We start from the raw sequence: 18,326 nt of genomic DNA on the forward strand, positions 1-18,326 counted from the left end.
CTGAGAACAGTCTGGGAACAAGGAGGGGTGCCGCACCAACAGGTTCCTTTCCGCCCGGGCGGAACCCCGGTTTCCGCCCGGGGATGCCGGCATGCTGACATCATGGAGACCACGTCGAGACAGTGCGGTCACAAAGCGGGAAGGGGAGGATCATGTCGCGCCAGCGCCAGGACCTGCTCCTCACCGCTCTGCTGCGCCAGGAGGGGTGGGCGACGGCTGCCAGCCTCGCCGATCTGCTCGGGGTCACGCCCCGCAGCATCCGGTCGTACGTGGCAGCGCTGAACGCACGGACCCCGGGGGCCGGCGTGATCGAATCCGGCCCGGCCGGGTATCGCGCAGGATCCGGTGCCCGCGGTGCGCTCCGGATGCGCCAGACCGGCGAGTCCGCGCCCCGCGATCGTCTGCACACGCTCGTGCGGCTGCTGCTCGACGAGCCCGCCGGGATCGACGTGTTCGACACGGCCGACGAGCTGCACGTGAGTGAGGCGACTCTCGAGGCGGACCTGGTCAGGGTGCGCAGTCTGCTCGACGGCACCGAACTCGCGCTCGAGCGCGACCGCGAGAGGGTGCGACTGCGAGGGAACGAAGCCGCCCAGCGGCGCCTGCTCAGCAGACTCGCGCACGACGAGATGGATGACGCCTCCTTCCATCCGGAGACCTTCCGGCGTGCCCTGTCGAGGTCTGCGGTGGCCGCCAGCGCGGTCGGTCCGTTCAAGACGTCACTGGTGCGGGAACTCGGCGAGCTCGGCTACTACGTGAACGAGCTCGCGATCGCCGACGTGCTGCTGCACATCGCGATCGCCGCCGAGCGGGTGGCCGCGGGGCACGCCCTCGAGTCGTCGCCGGCGGGTGCCCGGGAGGAGATCCCGCGGGTGGGTGCCGTCATCGCCCGGCTCGCCGCCGAGCACTTCGACGTGGTCCTCGGCGACGGCGACAGCGGTCACCTCGCCTCCCTGGTCCTGACCCGGATCGTCGCGCCGGGGGAGGACGCGACGAGAGCGGTCGCGCGCAGCGGTGTGGACCCGGCTGTCGAAGCCGCGGTCCGGGCGGAGATCGCCCGCGCCGCCGAAGACTTCCAGGTCGATCTGGTGGACGAGACCTTCGTCCTCCGACTCGCCCTGCACGTGCAGAACCTGCTGCGGCGGGCCGAGGAGAGCGCACTGACGCGCAACCCGCTCACCCGCTCGCTCAAGACGACGTATCCGATGATCTTCGAGGTGGCGGTCTCGATTGCGAGCGGGCTCCACGACCGCGTCGGCACACCCATCCACGACGATGAGATCGCCTACATCGCCATGCACGTCGGCGGGCGACTCGAGCGCAGTCGCAAGGCGGAGTCGATCCTGACGGCCACGATCGTCTGCCCCGGCTACCAGGAGCTGCACGAGCTGCTGCGCTCGAGCGTCGACCGCTCACTCGGCTCGGCGATCGAGGTCACGACCGTCGTCACCAACGTCGATCCCGACTGGACCTCCTTCGACACCGATCTCGTCCTGAGTACGATCGAACCGGGGGATGCGGGCGACCGATTCGTCCGCATCCAGCCGTTCCTGACGGACGCCGACGTCGACCGCATCCAGCAGGCCGCCGCACGCGTCCGCCGCGGGCGACGCCTCACCCGCCTACGCGGCGAACTCGCGCGCTACTTCCTGGCCGACGCCTACGTCTTCCCGTTGCCGGATGAGGGGGAGGAGGCGATCATCAGGCGTCTCGGTGGTCTCCTGGTGCGGGCGGGACTGATCGGCGAGGACTACGTCGAGAACACGATCGTGCGCGAGCGGATGTCGTCGACCGCCTTCACGGATGCGCTCGCGGTGCCGCACGCGCTGCAGATGACGGCGACCCGCACGGCCATCGCGATCGGTGTGGCGGACGGCTCTGCCGCGTGGGGCGGCGGTCGCGTGCAGGTCGTCGCGCTCGCCGCGTTCAGCGAGAGCGACCGGGCGGCGTTCCAGACGGTGTTCGAGCAGCTGGTCGAGGTGTTCAGCGAGCGCGAGAGCGTCCAGCGCATCGTCCGCAGGGGCACCACGTTCGAGGCCTTCCTCGACGAGCTCGTCGCGGTGATCGACGGCTGATCCGCGTCTCACGCCCGAGGCGCGAGCACCTCGGCGAGCTGATCCAGCACGTCGTCCGCGGTGTCGGACGCCGCCGTCTCGAGCACGACCGCGTCACCGGACGAGATCCCGAGGTCCATGACCGCCAGCACGCTGCTCAGGTCGACGGTCGTGCCGTCGGCGGTGCGCAGGGTCACCGGAGCTCCGTGCGACTGCGCGAGTCGCACGAGCTCGGCCACCGGCCGGGCGTGCGCGCCGTTGTGCGCGCTGACGATCAGGCGTCGGGTGGGCATGCTCAGGAGCGCTCGTCGAGCAGGGCGCGCACTCCCGCCTCGAGCTCGGCCACGGCACCGCGTGCGGCGTCGGCGGAGTCCGCTCTGGCGTCGATGTAGACCTTGAGCTTCGGTTCGGTGCCGCTCGGTCGGACGATGACGCGCGAGCCGTCGCCGAGGCGATACCGCAGCACGTCGCCGGAGGGCTGTCCCGGTGCCGCCTGCAGCAGGTCTTCGGCCGACGTGATGCTGCGTCCGGCGATGTGTGTCGGCGGCAGCGAGCGCAGCGCGAGCATGACATTGCCGATGACGGCGAGATCCTCGACGCGCACCGAGACCTGGCCGCTGGCGAAGTGCCCGTACGTCTCGCCCAACTCATCGAGCAGATCGACGAGCGTGGCCCCGCGGTCTCGCGCCTCGGCGGCGAGTCCGAGCACGGCGACCGCCGCGGACACTCCGTCCTTGTCGCGCACGGTCTCGGGGTTCACGAGGTACCCGAGCGCCTCCTCGAATCCGAAGACGATGCCGGGGGCGCGGGAGATCCACTTGAATCCGGTCAGGGTCTCGTGGAAGTCGAGTCCGTGGTGAGCGGCGACGGCACCCAGTCCGGGCGACGACACGAGCGAGCAGGCGAGCGACGCTCCGGGGGTGCCGGCCGCGGTGCGGGCGGCCCTCGCGCCGAGCAGGAGCCCGACCTCGTTGCCCGTCAGACGACGCCAGCCGTCCGCGGCGGAGTCGTCGGGAACTGCGACGGCGAGGCGGTCGGCGTCGGGGTCGTTGGCGAGGATGAAGTCCGCTTTCACGCGGCGGGCCCGCGCGAAGGCGAGGTCCATCGCCCCCGGCTCCTCGGGATTCGGGAACGAGACGGTGCGGAAGGTCGCATCGGGCGTGAGCTGCTCGTCGACGACGAACGGCTGGGGGTAGCCGGCGTCCCGGACGATGCGCGACAGTGTCTCCCAGCCCACCCCGTGCATGGCGGTGTAGACCCACCGCATGCCGGAGGATCCGGCAGGTGCGGGAGCGACGGCGGCGGTGGCCGCGATGTAGGCCTCGACGACGTCCTCGCCGGCGGTCTCGTAGGCCGTGGAGCGGGGCAGCGCCGCCACGGAGCCGGTGTCGGCCGTGCGCTGGATGTGCGCGGCGATCTCGGCATCCGCGGGGGAGACGATCTGCGAGCCCTGGTCGGCGCCTCCCAGATACACCTTGTAGCCGTTGTCGTTCGGCGGGTTGTGGCTCGCGGTCACCATCACGCCGGCGTCCGCGCCGAAGTGACGGACGGCGAAGGCGAGCACGGGGGTCGGCAGCAGGCGGGGCAGCAGGATCGCGTGCAGACCGGCGCCGGCGAAGAGTTCGGCGGAGTCCGTGGCGAACACTCGGGAGTTCCGGCGACCGTCGTAGCCGATCACGACGGTCGGGGTGTGCCCGGGAACCGCCTTCTCGCGCAGGTACGCGGCGAATCCCGCGGCCGCCTGTGCCACGAGGACGCGGTTCATCCGGTTGCTCCCCGCGCCGAGCTCGCCGCGGAGGCCGGCGGTTCCGAACTCGAGGCGCGCACGGAACCGGTCGTCGAGTTCCGCGACGGCGGCGCCGTCCCCGCCGGAGGCTCGAGTGATCAGACCGGCGAGCTCGTCGCGGGTCTCGTGATCGGGGTCCTGTCGCAGCCAGGCGCGCGCCTGTGCGAGCCGCTCCTCGCTCACAGGGCCTCGACCACCCTGGCCAGGAGCGCCGAGATCACCGGTTCGGCCTCGCGGCCCGCCTCGATCACCTCGGCATGGCTGAGCGGGGTCTGCTGGATCCCGGCAGCCAGGTTCGTGATGAGGGAGAACCCGAGGATCTCCATGCCGGCCTCGCGGGCGGCGATCGCCTCGAGAGCGGTCGACATGCCGACGATGTGTCCGCCGATGTGCTTCGCCATCTGCACCTCGGCCGGGGTCTCGTAGTGCGGGCCGCGGAACTGGGTGTACACGCCCTCGTCGAGCATCGGGTCGATGCTGCGCGCGATGTCGCGGAGGCGCTTCGCGTACAGGTCCGTCAGGTCGACGAAGGTCGCTCCCTCGAGCGGGGAGTCGGCGGTGAGGTTGATGTGGTCGCTGATCAGCACCGGCTGGCCGGGCGTCCACGTCTCGCGGATGCCTCCGGCGCCGTTCGTGAGCACCATGATCTTGGCCCCCGTGGCGGCGGCGGTGCGGACGCTGTGCACGACGCGACGGACGCCGTGGGCCTCGTAGTAGTGGGTGCGGGCGCCGATGACGAGGACGTTCTTGCCCCCGGGCGTGCGGATGCTGCGGAGCGTGCCGACGTGTCCCTCCAGCGCGGGCTTCGAGAACCCGGTCACCTCGGTGGCGGGGATCGTCGCGACGGTCTCGCCGATGATGTCGGCGGCCTTGCCCCAGCCGCTGCCGAGGGTGAGGGCGATGTCGTGATTCTCGACTCCGGTCAGACGCGCGATGTCGGCGGCGGCCTGGGCGGCGACCTCGAACGGGTTCGCGGTCGGGTCATCGAGAGGATTGCTGTGCGTTTCGGGCATGGATCCACTCTAGGAAGGTGCAGGCTCCGGGGCCAGGATTGCGGAAGAATGGGTTGCATGTCTTCCACCACTTTCGAGCGCACTCAGCGCGTCGCCGTCCTCGGCGGCGGTCCCGGCGGTTACGAGGCGGCTCTCGCGGCCGCTCAGCTCGGAGCGGAGGTGACCCTGGTCGAGCGGGTGGGAGTCGGCGGATCGGCCGTCCTCACCGACGTCGTGCCCTCCAAGAGCCTGATCGCGACGGCTGATGCCGCAGTGGCCATCTCCGAGGCGAGCGACCTCGGGGTGAACTTCTACGCGAAGGGGGAGAACGGCAAGCCGCTCAAGCCCGAGATCGCGATCAACCTCGCCGCCGTCAACAAGCGTCTCATCGCGCTCGCCGGGCAGCAGTCCGAGGATATGCGGGCGACTCTGCTCGAAGCCGGCGTCCGGATCCTCTCCGGGCACGGGCGCCTCGAGGGTCCCACCGCGATCGTGGTGTCGACGGGCGAGAAAGGCACCGACTTCGACCGCGTCGAGGCCGACACCATCGTCGTGGCCGTGGGGGCGTCGCCCCGTGAGCTCGATTCCGCGAAGCCCGACGGCAAGCGCATCCTCACGTGGACGCAGCTGTACGACATGAAAGCGCTGCCGGAACACCTCATCGTCGTGGGCTCCGGCGTCACCGGCGCGGAGTTCGCCTCCGCCTACATGAACCTCGGCGCCAAGGTCACGCTCATCTCCAGCCGCGAGCAGGTGCTTCCCGGTGAGGACAAGGATGCGGCGAGCGTCCTGGAGAAGGTGTTCAAGCGCGGCGGGATGCAGGTGCTCTCGAAGTCCCGTGCCGACAAGGTCGAGGCCACGAAGGAGGGCGTGACCGTCACGCTGTCCGACGGTCGCACGGTCGAGGGGAGCCACTGCCTCATGGCGGTGGGCTCGATCCCGAACACCGCGGGGATCGGCCTGGAGGAGGCCGGCGTCGAGCTCGACGACTCGGGTCACGTGCGGGTGAACAAGGTCGCGCGCACCTCGGTGCCCAACGTCTACGCGGTCGGGGACTGCACGAACTTCTTCCCGCTCGCCTCGGTCGCATCCATGCAGGGGCGCACGGCCGTCTTCCACGCGCTCGGTGACATCGTGATCCCGCTGGAACTCATCAAGATCACCTCGAACATCTTCACCGCTCCGGAGATCGCGACGGTCGGATACGGGGTGAAGGACGTCGAGGACGGCGTCGCGGACGGCATGGTCTACAAGCTCCCGCTCGCGGCCAACCCCCGCGCCAAGATGATGGGCATCAAGGACGGCTTCGTCAAGCTCATCGCCCGCAAGGGATCCGGCACCGTCATCGGCGGCGTGATCGTGGCCCCGAAGGCCTCCGAGCTGATCTATCCGATCGCTGTGGCGGTCGAGCGTCGCCTCACGGTCGACCAGGTCTCGCGGGTGTTCGCGGCATACCCGTCGCTCTCGAGCAGCATCACCGATGCCAGCCGGGCGATGCACCTCGTGAACATCTCCTGAGACACCGGACGACGAGAAAGGCGCCCCACCTCGGTGGGGCGCCTTTCTCGTAGGCGGGGATCAGCTGATCGTGAGCAGCTGGTGTCCGGCGGAGACCGTCAAACCGGCATCCGCGTTGATGTTGCCGATGATGCCGTCCTTGTGCGCCTGCAGCGGCTGCTCCATCTTCATCGCCTCGAGCACGACGACGAGATCGCCCTTGACGACCTGCTGACCGTCTTCGACGGCGATCTTGACGACCGTGGCCTGCATGGGCGACTTCACCGCGTCGCCGGATGCGCCCGCGTTGGCCGTGGTGGCGTGGCTGCGCCGCGACGGCGGCACGACGGCGGGGCGACCCGCGGTGCCCGGAGCGACCGCCACGCGGTCGGGCAGGCTCACCTCGAGGCGCTTGCCGGAGACCTCGACGACGACGGTGTGGCGCGACTCGCCGGCGGCCGGCGACTCGAGCTCGCCGTCCCACGCGGGGATGTCGTTGACGAACTCGGTCTCGATCCAGCGGGTGAAGATACCGAACTCGCCGTTCTCGGCCGTGAATGCCGGGTCGCGGACGACCTTGCGGTGGAACGGGATGACGGTGGGGAGACCGGCGACCTCGAACTCGTCGAGTGCGCGGCGGGAGCGCTCCAGCGCCTCCGCCCTGTCCTTGCCGGTCACGATGATCTTCGCGAGCAGCGAGTCGAACGCGCCCGAGACCGAGTCGCCGGCGGTGACGCCGGAGTCGAGGCGGATGCCGGGACCCCCGAAGGTCTTGAAGACGTGGATCGGACCGGGCTGGGGGAGGAACCCGCGACCGGGGTCCTCGCCGTTGATGCGGAACTCGATGGAGTGGCCCTGCGGCTTCGGGTCGTCGTAGTCGATGGTGCCGCCGGCCGCGATGCGGAACTGCTCGCGCACCAGGTCGATGCCGGTGACCTCTTCGGAGACCGGGTGCTCGACCTGCAGGCGGGTGTTCACCTCGAGGAACGAGACCGTGCCGTCGGCACCGATCAGGAACTCGCAGGTGCCCGCACCGACGTATCCGACCTCCTTGAGGATGGCCTTCGACGCCGAGTAGAGCAGGTCGTTCTGCTCCTCGGTCAGGAACGGTGCAGGAGCCTCTTCGACGAGCTTCTGGTGGCGGCGCTGCAGCGAGCAGTCGCGCGTGGAGATGACGACGACGTTGCCCTCGGCATCGGCCAGGCACTGCGTCTCGACGTGGCGCGGCTTGTCGAGGTACTTCTCGACGAAGCACTCGCCGCGACCGAAGGCGGCGACGGCCTCGCGGGTGGCCGACTCGAACAGCTCGGCGACCTCGTCGAGCTCGCGGGCGACCTTGAGGCCACGTCCGCCGCCGCCGTATGCCGCCTTGATGGCGATCGGGAGGCCGAACTCCTTCGCGAAGGCGATGACCTCGTCGGCTCCGGCCACGGGACCGGGGGTTCCGGGCGCGAGGGGAGCGCCGACCTTCTCGGCGACGTGACGCGCGGTCACCTTGTCGCCGAGGGCCTCGATCGCCTCGGGCGACGGACCGATCCAGGTCATCCCCGCGTCGATGATGGCGCGGGCGAACTCGGCGTTCTCGGCGAGGAACCCGTAGCCGGGGTGCACGGCGTCGGCACCGGCGCGGCGGGCGATGGAGAGGATCTTCTCGATCTGCAGGTACGTCTCGGCGCTGGTCGAGCCGCCGAGCGCGTACGCCTCGTCTGCGAGACGGGAGTGCAGGGCATCACGATCCTGGTCGGCATAGACGGCGACCGACGCGATCCCGGAGTCTCGAGCGGCGCGGATGATGCGTACGGCGATCTCGCCGCGGTTGGCGACGAGCACCTTGGCGATAGCAGGCATGGTTGCCAGCCTAGCGAGAAGGCCCTCGATCCCTTTGACGACTCCCCACAAGAAAGTGGGGGAAACGTGGAGGGGAGTCTACGACCACAGATCCGTCCATCGGACGCCGAGCTCCGCGGCCAGGCGCCGCACGGTCGACAGGGACATGCCCACGACGGTCGAGGGATCGCCGTCGACCCGGGTGATGAAGGCGCCGCCCAGACTGTCCACGGTGAAGGCTCCCGCCACGTGCAGCGGCTCGCCCGAGGCCACGTAGGCCGTGATCTCCGCGTCGCTCACGTCTTCGGCGAAGGTCACCGCCGCCTCGGCGACGGCGGTCGCCTCGACGGGCTCCGCGCCGGGAACGACCCGGAACACCGAGTGCCCGGAGTGCAGGATGCCGGTCGCGCCGCGCATCTCCTCCCACCGCCGGGTGGCCTCCTCCGCGGTGTACGGCTTGCCGTAGACCCGCCCGCCGAGCGCGAACATCGAGTCACCGCCGATCACGAGACCGTCGAACTCGCCCTCCTCTGCGAGACTGCGGGCGACCGCTGCGGCCTTGGCGCGGGCGAGGAGCAGCACCAGCTCGGCGGGGGCGAGCGCGGCGCCGCGTTCGGCCTCGGCGGCTGCGGCGACGGCATCCTCGTCGACATCGGGAGAGAGGGTGAGCGGCTCGATCCCCGCCTGCCGCAGCAGCATCAGTCGGGCGGGAGAGGTGGAGGCGAGGCAGACGCGCATGTCCACCACCGTATCCTCGAAGAATGACTTCCTCCGCAGCCGACGTGCTCGAACTCGACATCACCGGCATCGCACACGGGGGCACCTTCGTCGCCCGCCATGAGGGCCGCGTGGTCTTCGTCTCCGATGCGATCCCCGGGGAGCGTGTCCGTGCCAGGGTGATCGCCCCGCAGGAGGGCGCGGACGCCTCCACCCGCAGCTTCTGGCGGGCCGAGACGATCGAGGTCCTCGACGCGTCGGAGCATCGCCGTCCGCACATCTGGGCCGAGGCCGATCTCTCCCGGGATCCGGCGGACCGCCCGGGCGGAGCCGATCTCGGCCACATCGACCTCGGGTACCAGCGGGTGCTCAAGCGCCAGGTGCTGACGGAGGCGCTCGACCGGTTCGCGGGATCAGGTCTCGTCGCTCCCGAGATCGAGGCCGTCGACTCCGGTGACGGCACCGGCTGGCGCACCCGCGTCACCCTGCACGTCGACGAGTCGGGTGAGGTCGGTCCGTTCGCTGCGCGCAGCCACCGCGTGATCCCCGTCACCAGCTACCCGCTCTCGCGTCCCGCCATCGCCGAGGCCGCACTTGCCCTGCACGGCGAGGCGCCGGGACGCATCGAACTCGTCGAACCGGCCGACGGCCGAGTCCGCGTCATCCGGCGGGAGGAGACCGAGCGGCCGGCGAAGGTCGCTCGCGGCTTCCGTCGCCGCCCGACACCGGAAGTGATCGAGGAGGTCGTCGGCGACCGCCGCTTCCAGGTCGATGCGACGGGATTCTGGCAGGTGCACCCGCGCGCGGCGTCCGTGCTCGACGCCGCGGTCTACGGCGTGCTCGAGGGGCACGTCGACGAGCAGAAGACGCACTACGACCTCTACGGCGGTGTCGGACTCTTCGCTGCGACCCTCGCCGACCTCGGCGGCTCCGACATCGTCACGGTCGAGTCGAGTGCGCGGGCCACCCAGCACGCAGCCGCCAACCTCGCCCCGCTCGATGTGAAGGCCGTGACCGCGCGCGTGGATCGCTTCCTCTCCACGCAGAAGAGCGGTGGGCGCACCGGAGCCGTCATCCTCGACCCGCCGCGTGCCGGGGCCGGGCGCCAGGTCGTCGAGGCGGTGCACGCCCTCGCGCCGGAGGCCATCGCGTACGTCGCGTGCGACCCGGTGGCCCTCGCCAGAGACCTCGGGACGTTCCGGACCCTCGGGTGGAAGGTCGACCGGCTGCGCGGCTTCGACCTCTTCCCGCACTCGCACCACTTCGAGGTCGTCGCGCTCCTCACCCGGTGACCGATCCCGGCCGCCGCCGGGTACTCACTAGGCTGGGTGGATGAGCAGGGTCGCACTCATCGACGATCACGAGTCCGTTCGCCTCGGCCTCGAGGCCGCGTGCGCGCGTGATTCGCAGACGGTGGTGTTCTCCGGCAGCACGGTCGTCTCCTACCTCGAGTGGCGAGTGGCCTCCGCGTCCGCTCCGGCCGACGTGGTCGTGCTCGACCTCACTCTCGGTGACGGGTCGACCGTGACGGAGAACGTGACCTCGCTCGTGAACGACGGGGCGAGCGTCGTGATCCACAGCGTGGCCGACCGTCCCGCAGCAGTGCGCGAGGCGCTCTCGGCCGGCGCCGCCGGCGTCGTCAGCAAGTCATCCGCTCTCGACGACGTGTTGGATGCGATCCGCACCGTCGCCCAGGGCGAAGCGCTCAACAACGTCGAATGGGCCAGCGCCGTCGACGGCGATCGGGCGTTCGCCGACGCGCAGCTCTCCACTCGCGAGCGCGAGGTGCTCCGGCTCTATGCCACGGGACTGCCGCTGAAGGCGGTCGCCGAACGTCTCGGCGTCGCCTACTCCACGGCCAAGGAGAACATCACCCGCGTCCGCGTGAAGTACGTCGAGGTCGGTCGTCCGGCACCCACCAAGGTGGACCTCCTCCGTCGGGCGATGGAGGACGGGATCGTCGCGGCCGACGGGGCGGCGAGTGCCCGCTGATCCGCTCAGCATCCGCGATGCCTGGAGCAAGATCCCCTCGCCCGGCAGCGCGGACACCGAGTTCGAGCGCTTCACCGGCAAGCGAATGGAGCGGATCCTCGCGATCGTCGTGGCGATCGGCTCTGCTGCGCTCGGCGTGCAGGCTCTGATCGCCGCGCTGAGCTCTCCGTTGCGTACCGATGCGGCGGATGCCGTGATCCTGGCCGCGGTCTTCGTGCCCCTGGCGGCGATGCTCGCCGCGTGTCTGATCGGGCGCGGTGTCCGCCTCTTCTCCGGCGTCTTCGCCGTGATCTACGTCCTGGCCCTGGCCGCATGGCCGACCGTCGTCGATCCGACCGACAAGAGTGCGGGGGATCAGCCGTGGATATTCTTCCTCGTCAACGTCGGCGTGGTCGCGGCGATGCTCGCGTTCCCCCTGCGACTCCAGTTCGCCTGGGCGGCGGGGATGCCGTTCGTCTACGGGTACGTCCGACTCGTCCAGGGCGAGTTCTCGCGGGAGTTCTGGGTGACGACCGCGTTCGATGTGTCGTTCACGCTGATCCTGGGCGTGGTCATGATCTCGCTCGGCTGGATGTTCCGCTCGGTCGCGGCCGGCGTGGACGAGGCCAGAGGTCAGGCGGTCTCGTCGTACTCGACCGCCGCCGCTGCTGCTGCCGCAGAGGAGGAGCGGGTGGCCATGTCGGCACTCATGCACGACAGCGTCCTGGCTGCGCTGATCGCCGCGGAGCGCGCCGAAGGCGATCGGGCGAAGGAGCTCGCTGTCGCGATGGCGCGCGAAGCGCTCACCCGGCTGGCGAACACCGAAGCCGCGGTGGCGCAGGAGGGGAGTGATGAGCCGATCGGGACGGCGCAGATCGTGGTGGAGCTGCGTCGAGCGCTCTCCGAACTCGGCGCCGACGCGATCGTCGAGGAGCGGGGCGGGATCGGGCTGATTCCCGGTCGCGCGGCCCGGGCCCTGGTGCTCGCCGCGCGTCAGGCCATCGGCAACGCCGTCGCACATGCCGGCGGGCGCGGCCTGCACATCGTCGCCGAGGGGCACGGCGACGAGGGGATCGCCGTCACGGTGTCCGACGCCGGGCCGGGTTTCGACGTCGAGAGCATCGGGGCGGATCGTCTCGGCATCCGGGCGTCCATCCTCGCTCGCATGGCCGGCGTCGCGGGCACCGCGGAGATCCGATCCGACGAGCACGGCACGATCGTGGTCCTGGGCTGGGAGCGCTCGTGAACCGCACCGTCCGCAGCGTCGCCACCTCGCTCGCCGTCGGGTTCGCGCTGTACTTCGTCGCGCGCGGTATCTGGTGGATCGAGCAGCCGACCGCACCGCTGGCGATGGTCCTCGCGATCGGTCTCTACCTCGTCGTCGTCAACATCGCGATCCTCGGCAGCGCCACTACGGTGCGGATGCCGTTGTGGTCGGCCGTGCTCGCGCTGCTGGCCAGTGCCGTCATCCCGGCGCTGGTGACGTTCGCGCTCGACCCCGCCGACCGCACTGCACCGTTCGCCACCTGGTACATCGGCGCACTCGGCCTGCTCGGGGTCGTGTGCGTCGTCCGTCGTCGGTTCCTCGTCGGCTGGGCGACGCTGGCGGTCCTGGTGGCGGCGACGTCCGCCTATCTCGGCCTCGGTGTCGCGTTGAGCCTCGGTCTGGTGGGCTCGATCATGTGGGTCGTCGTCGCCCGTCTGCTCGTGATGTTCTGGGATCGCGCGGTCCGCGACACGGAACGCCTCGCCGAGATCCAGCAGGCGGTCTCGGCCTGGCACGCCACGCAACGGGTGCGTCAGCGTGAACGGCGCCTGCGCACGCAGTTCGCTCTGGCTGTCGCGGGGCCCGTCCTGAGCCGTGTGGTGGCGTCTCGCGGGTCGTTGGACGATCAGGAGCGCCTGGATGCCCGTCTGGCCGAGGGGCGACTGCGGGATGAGCTGCGCGGTGCGGATCTGCTCAACGATGCGGTGCGGAATGCGATCGACAGCGCGCGTCGACGGGGCGCGGTCGTGACGGTGTTCGACGAAGGCGGCTTCGACGGCATCGACGAGGCGCGACGGGTCGAGATCCGGGATGAGCTGGCCGCCGTGCTCATCCGTGCCCGGAGCGCTCGCCTCATCATCCGTTCGGCTCGTGATCCTCGCGTCGCCGTGACCGTGGTCGGCCGCGCCGGCACTCGCTCCTCCGGCGACGATGATTCCGTCGACCTGTGGCACGAGATCCTGCGGGACGCCGCCGCGGTCTGACCCCCACCGACGCGGCGCGCCGCCCCTCGGCTCCGGTGGGGGAGGAGACCGGAGTCGAGGCGGTAGAGAGTGGGCGAGGGGCGGCGTATCCGCCTGCCCCTCGCCGTGCGGACAGTTACCCGAAAACCGTCCGCTGGTGGCCGATCAGCGTCTGTCTACCCTGGGACAGAGAGACCAGCCGAACGCGAAGCGTCTCATTCAGTCTGAGGGTTCTTCCAATCGTTGTCTGTAGGTATTTTGGGGGACACGATTTCCCCGCCGATGGGGGATCATTGGACGATGGGAACGCGCCGGGGCACGAATCTTCCGCGGATGGGCGACTTCAATCAGTCCGTCGTGTTGGAGGCCATCCGTCAGTCCGGTGAGGGGTCGAGCCGGATCGAGCTCGCCGCAGCGACGGGTCTGTCGGCGCAGACCGTCACCAACATCACGCGGCGGCTGCTCGATGAAGGCCTCATCCGCGAGGCCGGGCGCACGATCAACGGACCGGGCAAGCCGCGCGTCACGCTGCGGCTCGTCGCGGACAGCCGCTTCTCGGTCGGTGTGCATCTGGATCCCGCCCTCATGACTTTCGTGCTCCTCGACCTGTCCGGTGCGGTCGTGCGGCGTGTCGGCGTGCGCACCCCGGCCATGGAACCTCCTCGGATCGTCCAGGCCATGGCGGCGACGGTCGACGCGCTCATCACGGTCTCGGGCATCGACAGGGCATCGATCGCCGGTGTCGGGGTCGCGGCGCCCGGCCCCCTCGATGCGGAGAAGGGCACCGTGATCGACCCGCCGAAGCTGCTCGGCTGGAACCGCGTGCCGCTTCGCTCCGTGCTGGCCGAGGCGATCGGCCTCCCGGTGGTACTCGAGAAGGACACGACCGCCGCCGCGGTGGGCGAGCTCTGGACGCGGAGGGCGTCGGCCGACGACTCCTTCGTGTTCGTGTATCTGGGCACGGGTATCGGGGCGGCGCTGGCCAGAGACGGGGAAGCCGTCCCCGGAAGCACCCGCAACATCGGAGAGATCGGACACCTCATCGTCGATCCGGACGGACCGCCGTGCACGTGCGGCTCCCGTGGGTGCGTCGAGGTCGTCTGCACGCCGCAGGCGATCGTCGCGCAGGCGGAGCGGGCGGGAGTGTTCCGCGACGATCGTGAGCTCAGCGATGTCGAGGCGGTGGACGCGCGTTTCACGGAGCTGTGTCAGCGGGCGGCTGACGGCGATGAGCTCGCCGACGGTGTGCTGACGCGGGCCGCGGCGCACATGGCGGTGCTGACGGCCGGGCTGACGAACATGCTCGACGTGGACCGTGTGGTCTTCGGTGGCCCATTCTGGTCGCGGCTGGCCGAGGTCTACCTGCGGGAGATCCCCGACCGGCTCGAACGGGCGAGCGCCACACGTGCGGTGCGCTCGCTGCCCGTGGACGGGACGGTCGTCGGTGACGATGTCGCCGCTGTGGGGGCCGGCTGCGTGGTACTCGACTCCGTGCTCAGCCCGCGAGCATCGGCGCTGCTGCTCGACCACTGATCCCGATCAGCCGGAGAATCGTCCCCAGGGGATGTCTCGACGCAGCGGACGACGGAGCGGGCGCTGCGTGCGGGTCCAGGCCGAGACCGACGGCTCCTCGACGACGGCGTCCGCCGCCTCGGCGGCGTACGCCTCGCTGATCACCGCGATGAGTGCGGCGAGTTCCTCTTCGGTGGCGGCTCCACGGGTGATCTCGAGCATCGGCGCGACGTCCCCTGATGCTGCGTCCTGCGTGTCGTGCGCGGTCACAGCGGGATGTTCCCGTGCTTCTTCGGCGGCAGCTCCGCACGCTTGCCGCGCAGAGCACGCAGCGCCTTCGCGATCGAGACGCGGGTGTTCGCGGGCTCGATGATGCCGTCGAGCTCGCCGCGCTCCGCCGCGAGGAACGGCGACGCCACGTCGTAGGTGTACTCGTTCGCGAGGCGGGTGCGCACGGCGGCGACGTCTTCGCCGGCCTCCTCCGCCCTCTTGATCTCACCGCGGTACAGGATGTTGACGGCACCCTGGCCGCCCATGACCGCGATCTCGGCGGTGGGCCAGGCGAGGTTCACGTCGGCGCCGAGCTGCTTGGACCCCATCACGATGTAGGCGCCGCCGTAGGCCTTGCGCAGGATGACGGTGACCAGCGGCACGGTGGCCTCGGCGTACGCGTAGAGGAGCTTCGCACCGCGCCGGATGACGCCTTCCCATTCCTGGTCGGTGCCCGGCAGGTAGCCGGGCACATCGACGAGGGTGACGATCGGGATCGAGAACGCATCACAGAAGCGCACGAACCGGCTGGCCTTCTCTCCGGCCTCGATGTTGAGCGTTCCGGCCATCTGCGACGGCTGGTTGGCGATGATGCCGACCGAACGTCCCTCGATGCGGCCGAAGCCGATCACGATGTTCGGGGCGAACAGCGGCTGCACCTCGAGGAAGTCGCCTTCGTCGACGATGTGCTCGATCACCGTGTGGATGTCGTAGGGCTGGTTCGTCGAGTCCGGCACGATCGTGTTCAGCGTGCGGTCGGCGTCGGTGGTCTCGAATTCGAAGGTGCTCTCGTACGAGGGCAGCTCCGCCATGTTGTTGTCGGGGAGGAAGCTGAGGAGCGTGCGCGCGTAGTCGATCGCATCGTCCTCATCCTCGGCGAGATAGTGCGAGACGCCGGAGCGGGTGTTGTGCGTGTACGCGCCGCCGAGCTCCTCCATACCCACGTCCTCGCCGGTGACGGTCTTGATCACGTCGGGTCCGGTGACGAACATCTGGCTGGTCTTGTCGACCATGATGACGAAGTCGGTGAGTGCCGGCGAGTACACAGCTCCTCCGGCGGCCGGGCCCATGATGATGGAGATCTGCGGGATGACTCCGGAAGCGCGGGTGTTCAGGCGGAAGATCTCGCCGTACTTGCCGAGCGCGACGACACCCTCCTGGATGCGTGCGCCGCCCGAATCGAGGATGCCGATGCACGGCATGCCTCCGGAGAGCGCGAACTCCATGATCTTGATGATCTTCTCGCCGGCGACCTCGCCGAGCGATCCGCCGAATGTCGAGAAGTCCTGGGAGTACACCGCGACGGTGCGTCCGTTGATCGTGCCGACGCCGGTGACGACGGAGTCGCCGTAGGGACGGGAGCGGTCCATGCCGAACGCGGTCGTGCGGTGGCGCACATACTCGTCGAATTCGACGAAGCTCCCGGGGTCGACGAGCAGTTCGATGCGCTCGCGGGCGGTCATCTTGCCCTTGGCGTGCTGCTTCTCCTTCGCCTTCGCTTCCGCGTCGACGACGGCTTCCGTGTAGCGAGCGCGCAGATCCGCGATCTTGCCGGCGGTGGTAAAGAGGTCGGGCTTGTCCGTCACGGATTCCACCCTAGCGTCGGGGCGACGCGCTCCGTTGGATGCTCGGCACAACGGGTCGGTCGATCCTTTGGCGATGAACGCGCGAGCTCAATGCCCGCCGGGGTCCGGTTCCTGCTCGTGGTCGGTCTCCTCCAGTGCCGGATCGTTTTTGGGCGAGCGGCCGAGGGAGAGCGCTTTGCGACCGACCCACTCGACACCGCGGACTGTCGTCCCGGCAGCACCGGCCACCGCCGTGCCGGCGTACCGGGCGCCGCGCAGCACGCGCAGTTCGACCTTCTCGGCGCCGGGAACGGGCTCCAGCTCGAACGGGAGATCGATCGGAGCTGCACCGAACGCCCGATGCGATGTGGTGAGCACGCGACGACCGAGGATGTGGTTTCCGGCCCCGCCGATCGCCGCCCCGATGCCGAACGGCAACGCTTTGCCGATGATCGACGCTCCGCCCTTCGCGGCGAACTGCTTCACGAACATGCTCTTGAGCTGGTCGACCAGGGGGCCGACGGCGGCGCGGGGCAGCGACTTCGTGACCAGCTCGCCCCAGTACGACGATCTGCTCCCGCCGCGCCCGGCCATCTGCCCCGCCAGTTGCCCGACCAGGTCGACGCCCTCCTTGCCCAGCATCAGGGTCATCACGAGAGCGCGTGCGCGATCGGGGTTGGCGACCGCGATGCCGTGCACCTCGGCGACCGACTGCGCGAAGAGCGCCGTCGACTCCACGAAACCCACGGTCTCGACGCCCGAGAGTGCCAGGGTCACGCCGGTGCCGATGCCGGGGACGACCGCGGTCGCTCCCACTGCCGCCCCGCCCGTGGTCACGGCAGCGAGGTAGCGTCGCTCGAGGATGCGGATGATCTCGGCGGGCGTCGCGTGCGGGTTGCGCAGGCGGATGCCGCGGATGTGCGCGAGCACGAGCGGGCGCTGGATCGACAGCACGCGGTCGAGCCCCCGCACCATCATCGGATGCTCCGGGGATCCGGCGGGAGGCACGCCCTTGTCCCACGGAGCATCGTCCGGCAGGGAGTGGATCTTGTGCACCTTGGGGGTCATGCGGCGATCCTAGGGAGTCAGCCCGCGAAAACGCCGAAAGCCCGTCCCCACGACGGGGGCCGGGCTTTCGGGAATCGGGTCAGACGAAGAGGTTCGCCCGCTCGAGGTCTTCTGCGAAGTCGACCTCGACCGCGTACAGGTCAGAGACGTCCATCGGCTCGAGGAGGAGACCGTCCTCGGCGATGGCCAGCTCGAGACCGCGCTCGAAGTAGTCCTGATCCTCGACGCGCTGCAGCTGGCGCATGAACGCCTTCTTGTGCGCGGAGGAGATGTAGTTGATGCCCACGGCCTCACCCAGACCGCCCTTGACGGTCTTGGACAGCTCGTTGATGAAGCCCTCGGCGGTGACCGTGTACTTCACCTCTTCGTCGCTGACCTTGGAGGTGTTGACGGTGACGAACGACTGATCGCGCTCGATGAAGGCGGCGGCACGACCGAGGATCATCGGGTCGAACACCACGTCGCCGTTCATCCACAGCACGCCACCCTTGCCGGTCGCGCCGAGGGCGCGCAGCAGGCTCTTCGACGTATTGGTCTCGTCGTAGCGCTCGTTGTGGACGTAGTTGACGGCGGGGAAGGCGTCGATGATGGTCTCGGCGCGATAGCCGACCACTGTGGTGATGCGCGCGTCCGAACCGAAGGCGGCGCGGATGTTGTCGTGCTGCTGGCCCATGATCGTGCGGCCGTCGCTCAGTTCGGTGAGCGGCTTCGGCAGCGCTCGGCCGAGGCGCGAGCCCATGCCGGCGGCGAGGATGACGGTCTGAAGAGTCACGAGTGCTCCTAAAGGAAGTTGTGTTCACGGTCGATTCACCGACCAGACACTTCGTCGTGCCGAGTT

At 69.7% G+C, this 18,326-nt stretch carries 16 protein-coding genes; 7 read left to right on the forward strand and 9 right to left on the reverse strand.

Translation table 11 applies throughout. From position 1 onward, the window contains the following. Positions 1–152 precede the first annotated feature (152 nt). Positions 153–2,075, forward strand: coding sequence for a transcription antiterminator (locus ACCO44_RS09790; RefSeq protein WP_372466444.1), 1,923 nt, complete (start codon positions 153–155; stop codon positions 2,073–2,075). A gap of 8 nt (positions 2,076–2,083) precedes the next feature. Here ACCO44_RS09790 and ACCO44_RS09795 read toward each other — a convergent pair whose 3' ends face one another. The 3 genes from ACCO44_RS09795 to ACCO44_RS09805 are packed head-to-tail and all read right to left on the reverse strand — an operon-like array spanning position 2,084 to position 4,853. Beyond that, the gene (locus ACCO44_RS09795; RefSeq protein ID WP_029262535.1) at positions 2,084–2,347 is read right to left on the reverse strand and encodes an HPr family phosphocarrier protein; all 264 of its coding nucleotides are present in this window, start codon (positions 2,345–2,347) and stop codon (positions 2,084–2,086) included. Positions 2,348–2,349: 2 nt separating this feature from the next. Continuing rightward, positions 2,350–4,023 (reverse strand): phospho-sugar mutase, encoded by a 1,674-nt coding sequence (locus ACCO44_RS09800; protein ID WP_372466445.1) that lies wholly within the window; start codon positions 4,021–4,023, stop codon positions 2,350–2,352. Then, positions 4,020–4,853: a purine-nucleoside phosphorylase gene (locus ACCO44_RS09805; protein WP_029262533.1), complete on the reverse strand. Its 834-nt coding sequence runs from the start codon at positions 4,851–4,853 to the stop codon at positions 4,020–4,022. Before ACCO44_RS09805 ends, ACCO44_RS09800 begins: the two co-directional genes overlap by 4 nt. Positions 4,854–4,901: 48 nt before the next feature. Between ACCO44_RS09805 and ACCO44_RS09810 the strand changes: the two genes are divergently transcribed. Further along, positions 4,902–6,350, forward strand: a complete 1,449-nt coding sequence (locus ACCO44_RS09810; RefSeq protein WP_029262532.1) for an NAD(P)H-quinone dehydrogenase — start codon at positions 4,902–4,904, stop codon at positions 6,348–6,350. A gap of 60 nt (positions 6,351–6,410) precedes the next feature. On the opposite strand, the gene ACCO44_RS09815 is transcribed toward ACCO44_RS09810, so the two are convergent. After that, on the reverse strand, positions 6,411–8,177 hold the full coding sequence (locus ACCO44_RS09815; protein WP_029262531.1) for a biotin carboxylase N-terminal domain-containing protein: 1,767 nt from the start codon (positions 8,175–8,177) through the stop codon (positions 6,411–6,413). A 78-nt stretch (positions 8,178–8,255) separates the two neighbouring features. Further along, entirely contained in the window at positions 8,256–8,894 is a 639-nt protein-coding gene (locus ACCO44_RS09820; protein WP_372469393.1) for a nucleoside triphosphate pyrophosphatase, read from the reverse strand. Between the two features lie 23 nt (positions 8,895–8,917). On the opposite strand from ACCO44_RS09820, the gene ACCO44_RS09825 reads away from it, so the two are divergent. The 5 genes from ACCO44_RS09825 (at position 8,918) to ACCO44_RS09845 (ending at position 14,606) form a co-directional block, all read left to right on the forward strand. Beyond that, positions 8,918–10,165, forward strand: coding sequence for a class I SAM-dependent RNA methyltransferase (locus tag ACCO44_RS09825; RefSeq protein WP_372466446.1), 1,248 nt, complete (start codon positions 8,918–8,920; stop codon positions 10,163–10,165). Between the two features lie 40 nt (positions 10,166–10,205). Next, positions 10,206–10,865, forward strand: a complete 660-nt coding sequence (locus tag ACCO44_RS09830) for a response regulator transcription factor (protein ID WP_029262528.1) — start codon at positions 10,206–10,208, stop codon at positions 10,863–10,865. After that, a complete protein-coding gene (locus tag ACCO44_RS09835) occupies positions 10,855–12,090 on the forward strand; it encodes a hypothetical protein (RefSeq protein WP_029273921.1) in 1,236 nt (411 codons plus the stop codon). The genes ACCO44_RS09830 and ACCO44_RS09835 overlap by 11 nt, the downstream gene beginning before the upstream one ends. Beyond that, the gene (locus tag ACCO44_RS09840) at positions 12,087–13,094 is read left to right on the forward strand and encodes a hypothetical protein (RefSeq protein WP_262002605.1); all 1,008 of its coding nucleotides are present in this window, start codon (positions 12,087–12,089) and stop codon (positions 13,092–13,094) included. Before ACCO44_RS09835 ends, ACCO44_RS09840 begins: the two co-directional genes overlap by 4 nt. Positions 13,095–13,406: 312 nt before the next feature. Then, entirely contained in the window at positions 13,407–14,606 is a 1,200-nt protein-coding gene (locus ACCO44_RS09845; RefSeq protein WP_372469394.1) for an ROK family transcriptional regulator, read from the forward strand. A gap of 6 nt (positions 14,607–14,612) precedes the next feature. Here the strand turns inward: ACCO44_RS09845 and ACCO44_RS09850 are convergent, their stop codons facing one another. The 4 genes from ACCO44_RS09850 to ACCO44_RS09865 form a co-directional block, all read right to left on the reverse strand. Further along, complete coding sequence (locus tag ACCO44_RS09850) at positions 14,613–14,855, reverse strand: acyl-CoA carboxylase epsilon subunit (protein ID WP_029262524.1); 243 nt, start codon at positions 14,853–14,855, stop codon at positions 14,613–14,615. Then, a complete protein-coding gene (locus ACCO44_RS09855; RefSeq protein WP_372466447.1) occupies positions 14,852–16,441 on the reverse strand; it encodes an acyl-CoA carboxylase subunit beta in 1,590 nt (529 codons plus the stop codon). Before ACCO44_RS09855 ends, ACCO44_RS09850 begins: the two co-directional genes overlap by 4 nt. Positions 16,442–16,528: 87 nt before the next feature. Next, positions 16,529–17,488: a hypothetical protein gene (locus ACCO44_RS09860; protein WP_372466448.1), complete on the reverse strand. Its 960-nt coding sequence runs from the start codon at positions 17,486–17,488 to the stop codon at positions 16,529–16,531. Between the two features lie 79 nt (positions 17,489–17,567). After that, on the reverse strand, positions 17,568–18,260 hold the full coding sequence (locus ACCO44_RS09865) for an NTP transferase domain-containing protein (RefSeq protein WP_029262521.1): 693 nt from the start codon (positions 18,258–18,260) through the stop codon (positions 17,568–17,570). Positions 18,261–18,326 lie beyond the last annotated feature (66 nt).

Origin of the sequence: Microbacterium maritypicum (assembly GCF_041529975.1) — a bacterium.
GTDB lineage: Bacteria > Actinomycetota > Actinomycetes > Actinomycetales > Microbacteriaceae > Microbacterium.

Excerpts from the sequence above, each read along its gene's own strand:
- ACCO44_RS09790 (WP_372466444.1), top strand. The coding sequence starts at position 153 with ATGTCGCGCCAGCGCCAGGACCTGCTCCTCACCGCTCTGCTGCGCCAG.
- ACCO44_RS09795 (WP_029262535.1), bottom strand. The coding sequence starts at position 2,347 with ATGCCCACCCGACGCCTGATCGTCAGCGCGCACAACGGCGCGCACGCC.
- ACCO44_RS09805 (WP_029262533.1), bottom strand. The coding sequence starts at position 4,853 with ATGCCCGAAACGCACAGCAATCCTCTCGATGACCCGACCGCGAACCCG.
- ACCO44_RS09810 (WP_029262532.1), top strand. The coding sequence starts at position 4,902 with ATGGGTTGCATGTCTTCCACCACTTTCGAGCGCACTCAGCGCGTCGCC.
- ACCO44_RS09815 (WP_029262531.1), bottom strand. The coding sequence starts at position 8,177 with ATGCCTGCTATCGCCAAGGTGCTCGTCGCCAACCGCGGCGAGATCGCC.
- ACCO44_RS09820 (WP_372469393.1), bottom strand. The coding sequence starts at position 8,894 with ATGCGCGTCTGCCTCGCCTCCACCTCTCCCGCCCGACTGATGCTGCTG.
- ACCO44_RS09825 (WP_372466446.1), top strand. The coding sequence starts at position 8,918 with ATGACTTCCTCCGCAGCCGACGTGCTCGAACTCGACATCACCGGCATC.
- ACCO44_RS09830 (WP_029262528.1), top strand. The coding sequence starts at position 10,206 with ATGAGCAGGGTCGCACTCATCGACGATCACGAGTCCGTTCGCCTCGGC.
- ACCO44_RS09845 (WP_372469394.1), top strand. The coding sequence starts at position 13,407 with ATGGGCGACTTCAATCAGTCCGTCGTGTTGGAGGCCATCCGTCAGTCC.
- ACCO44_RS09860 (WP_372466448.1), bottom strand. The coding sequence starts at position 17,488 with ATGACCCCCAAGGTGCACAAGATCCACTCCCTGCCGGACGATGCTCCG.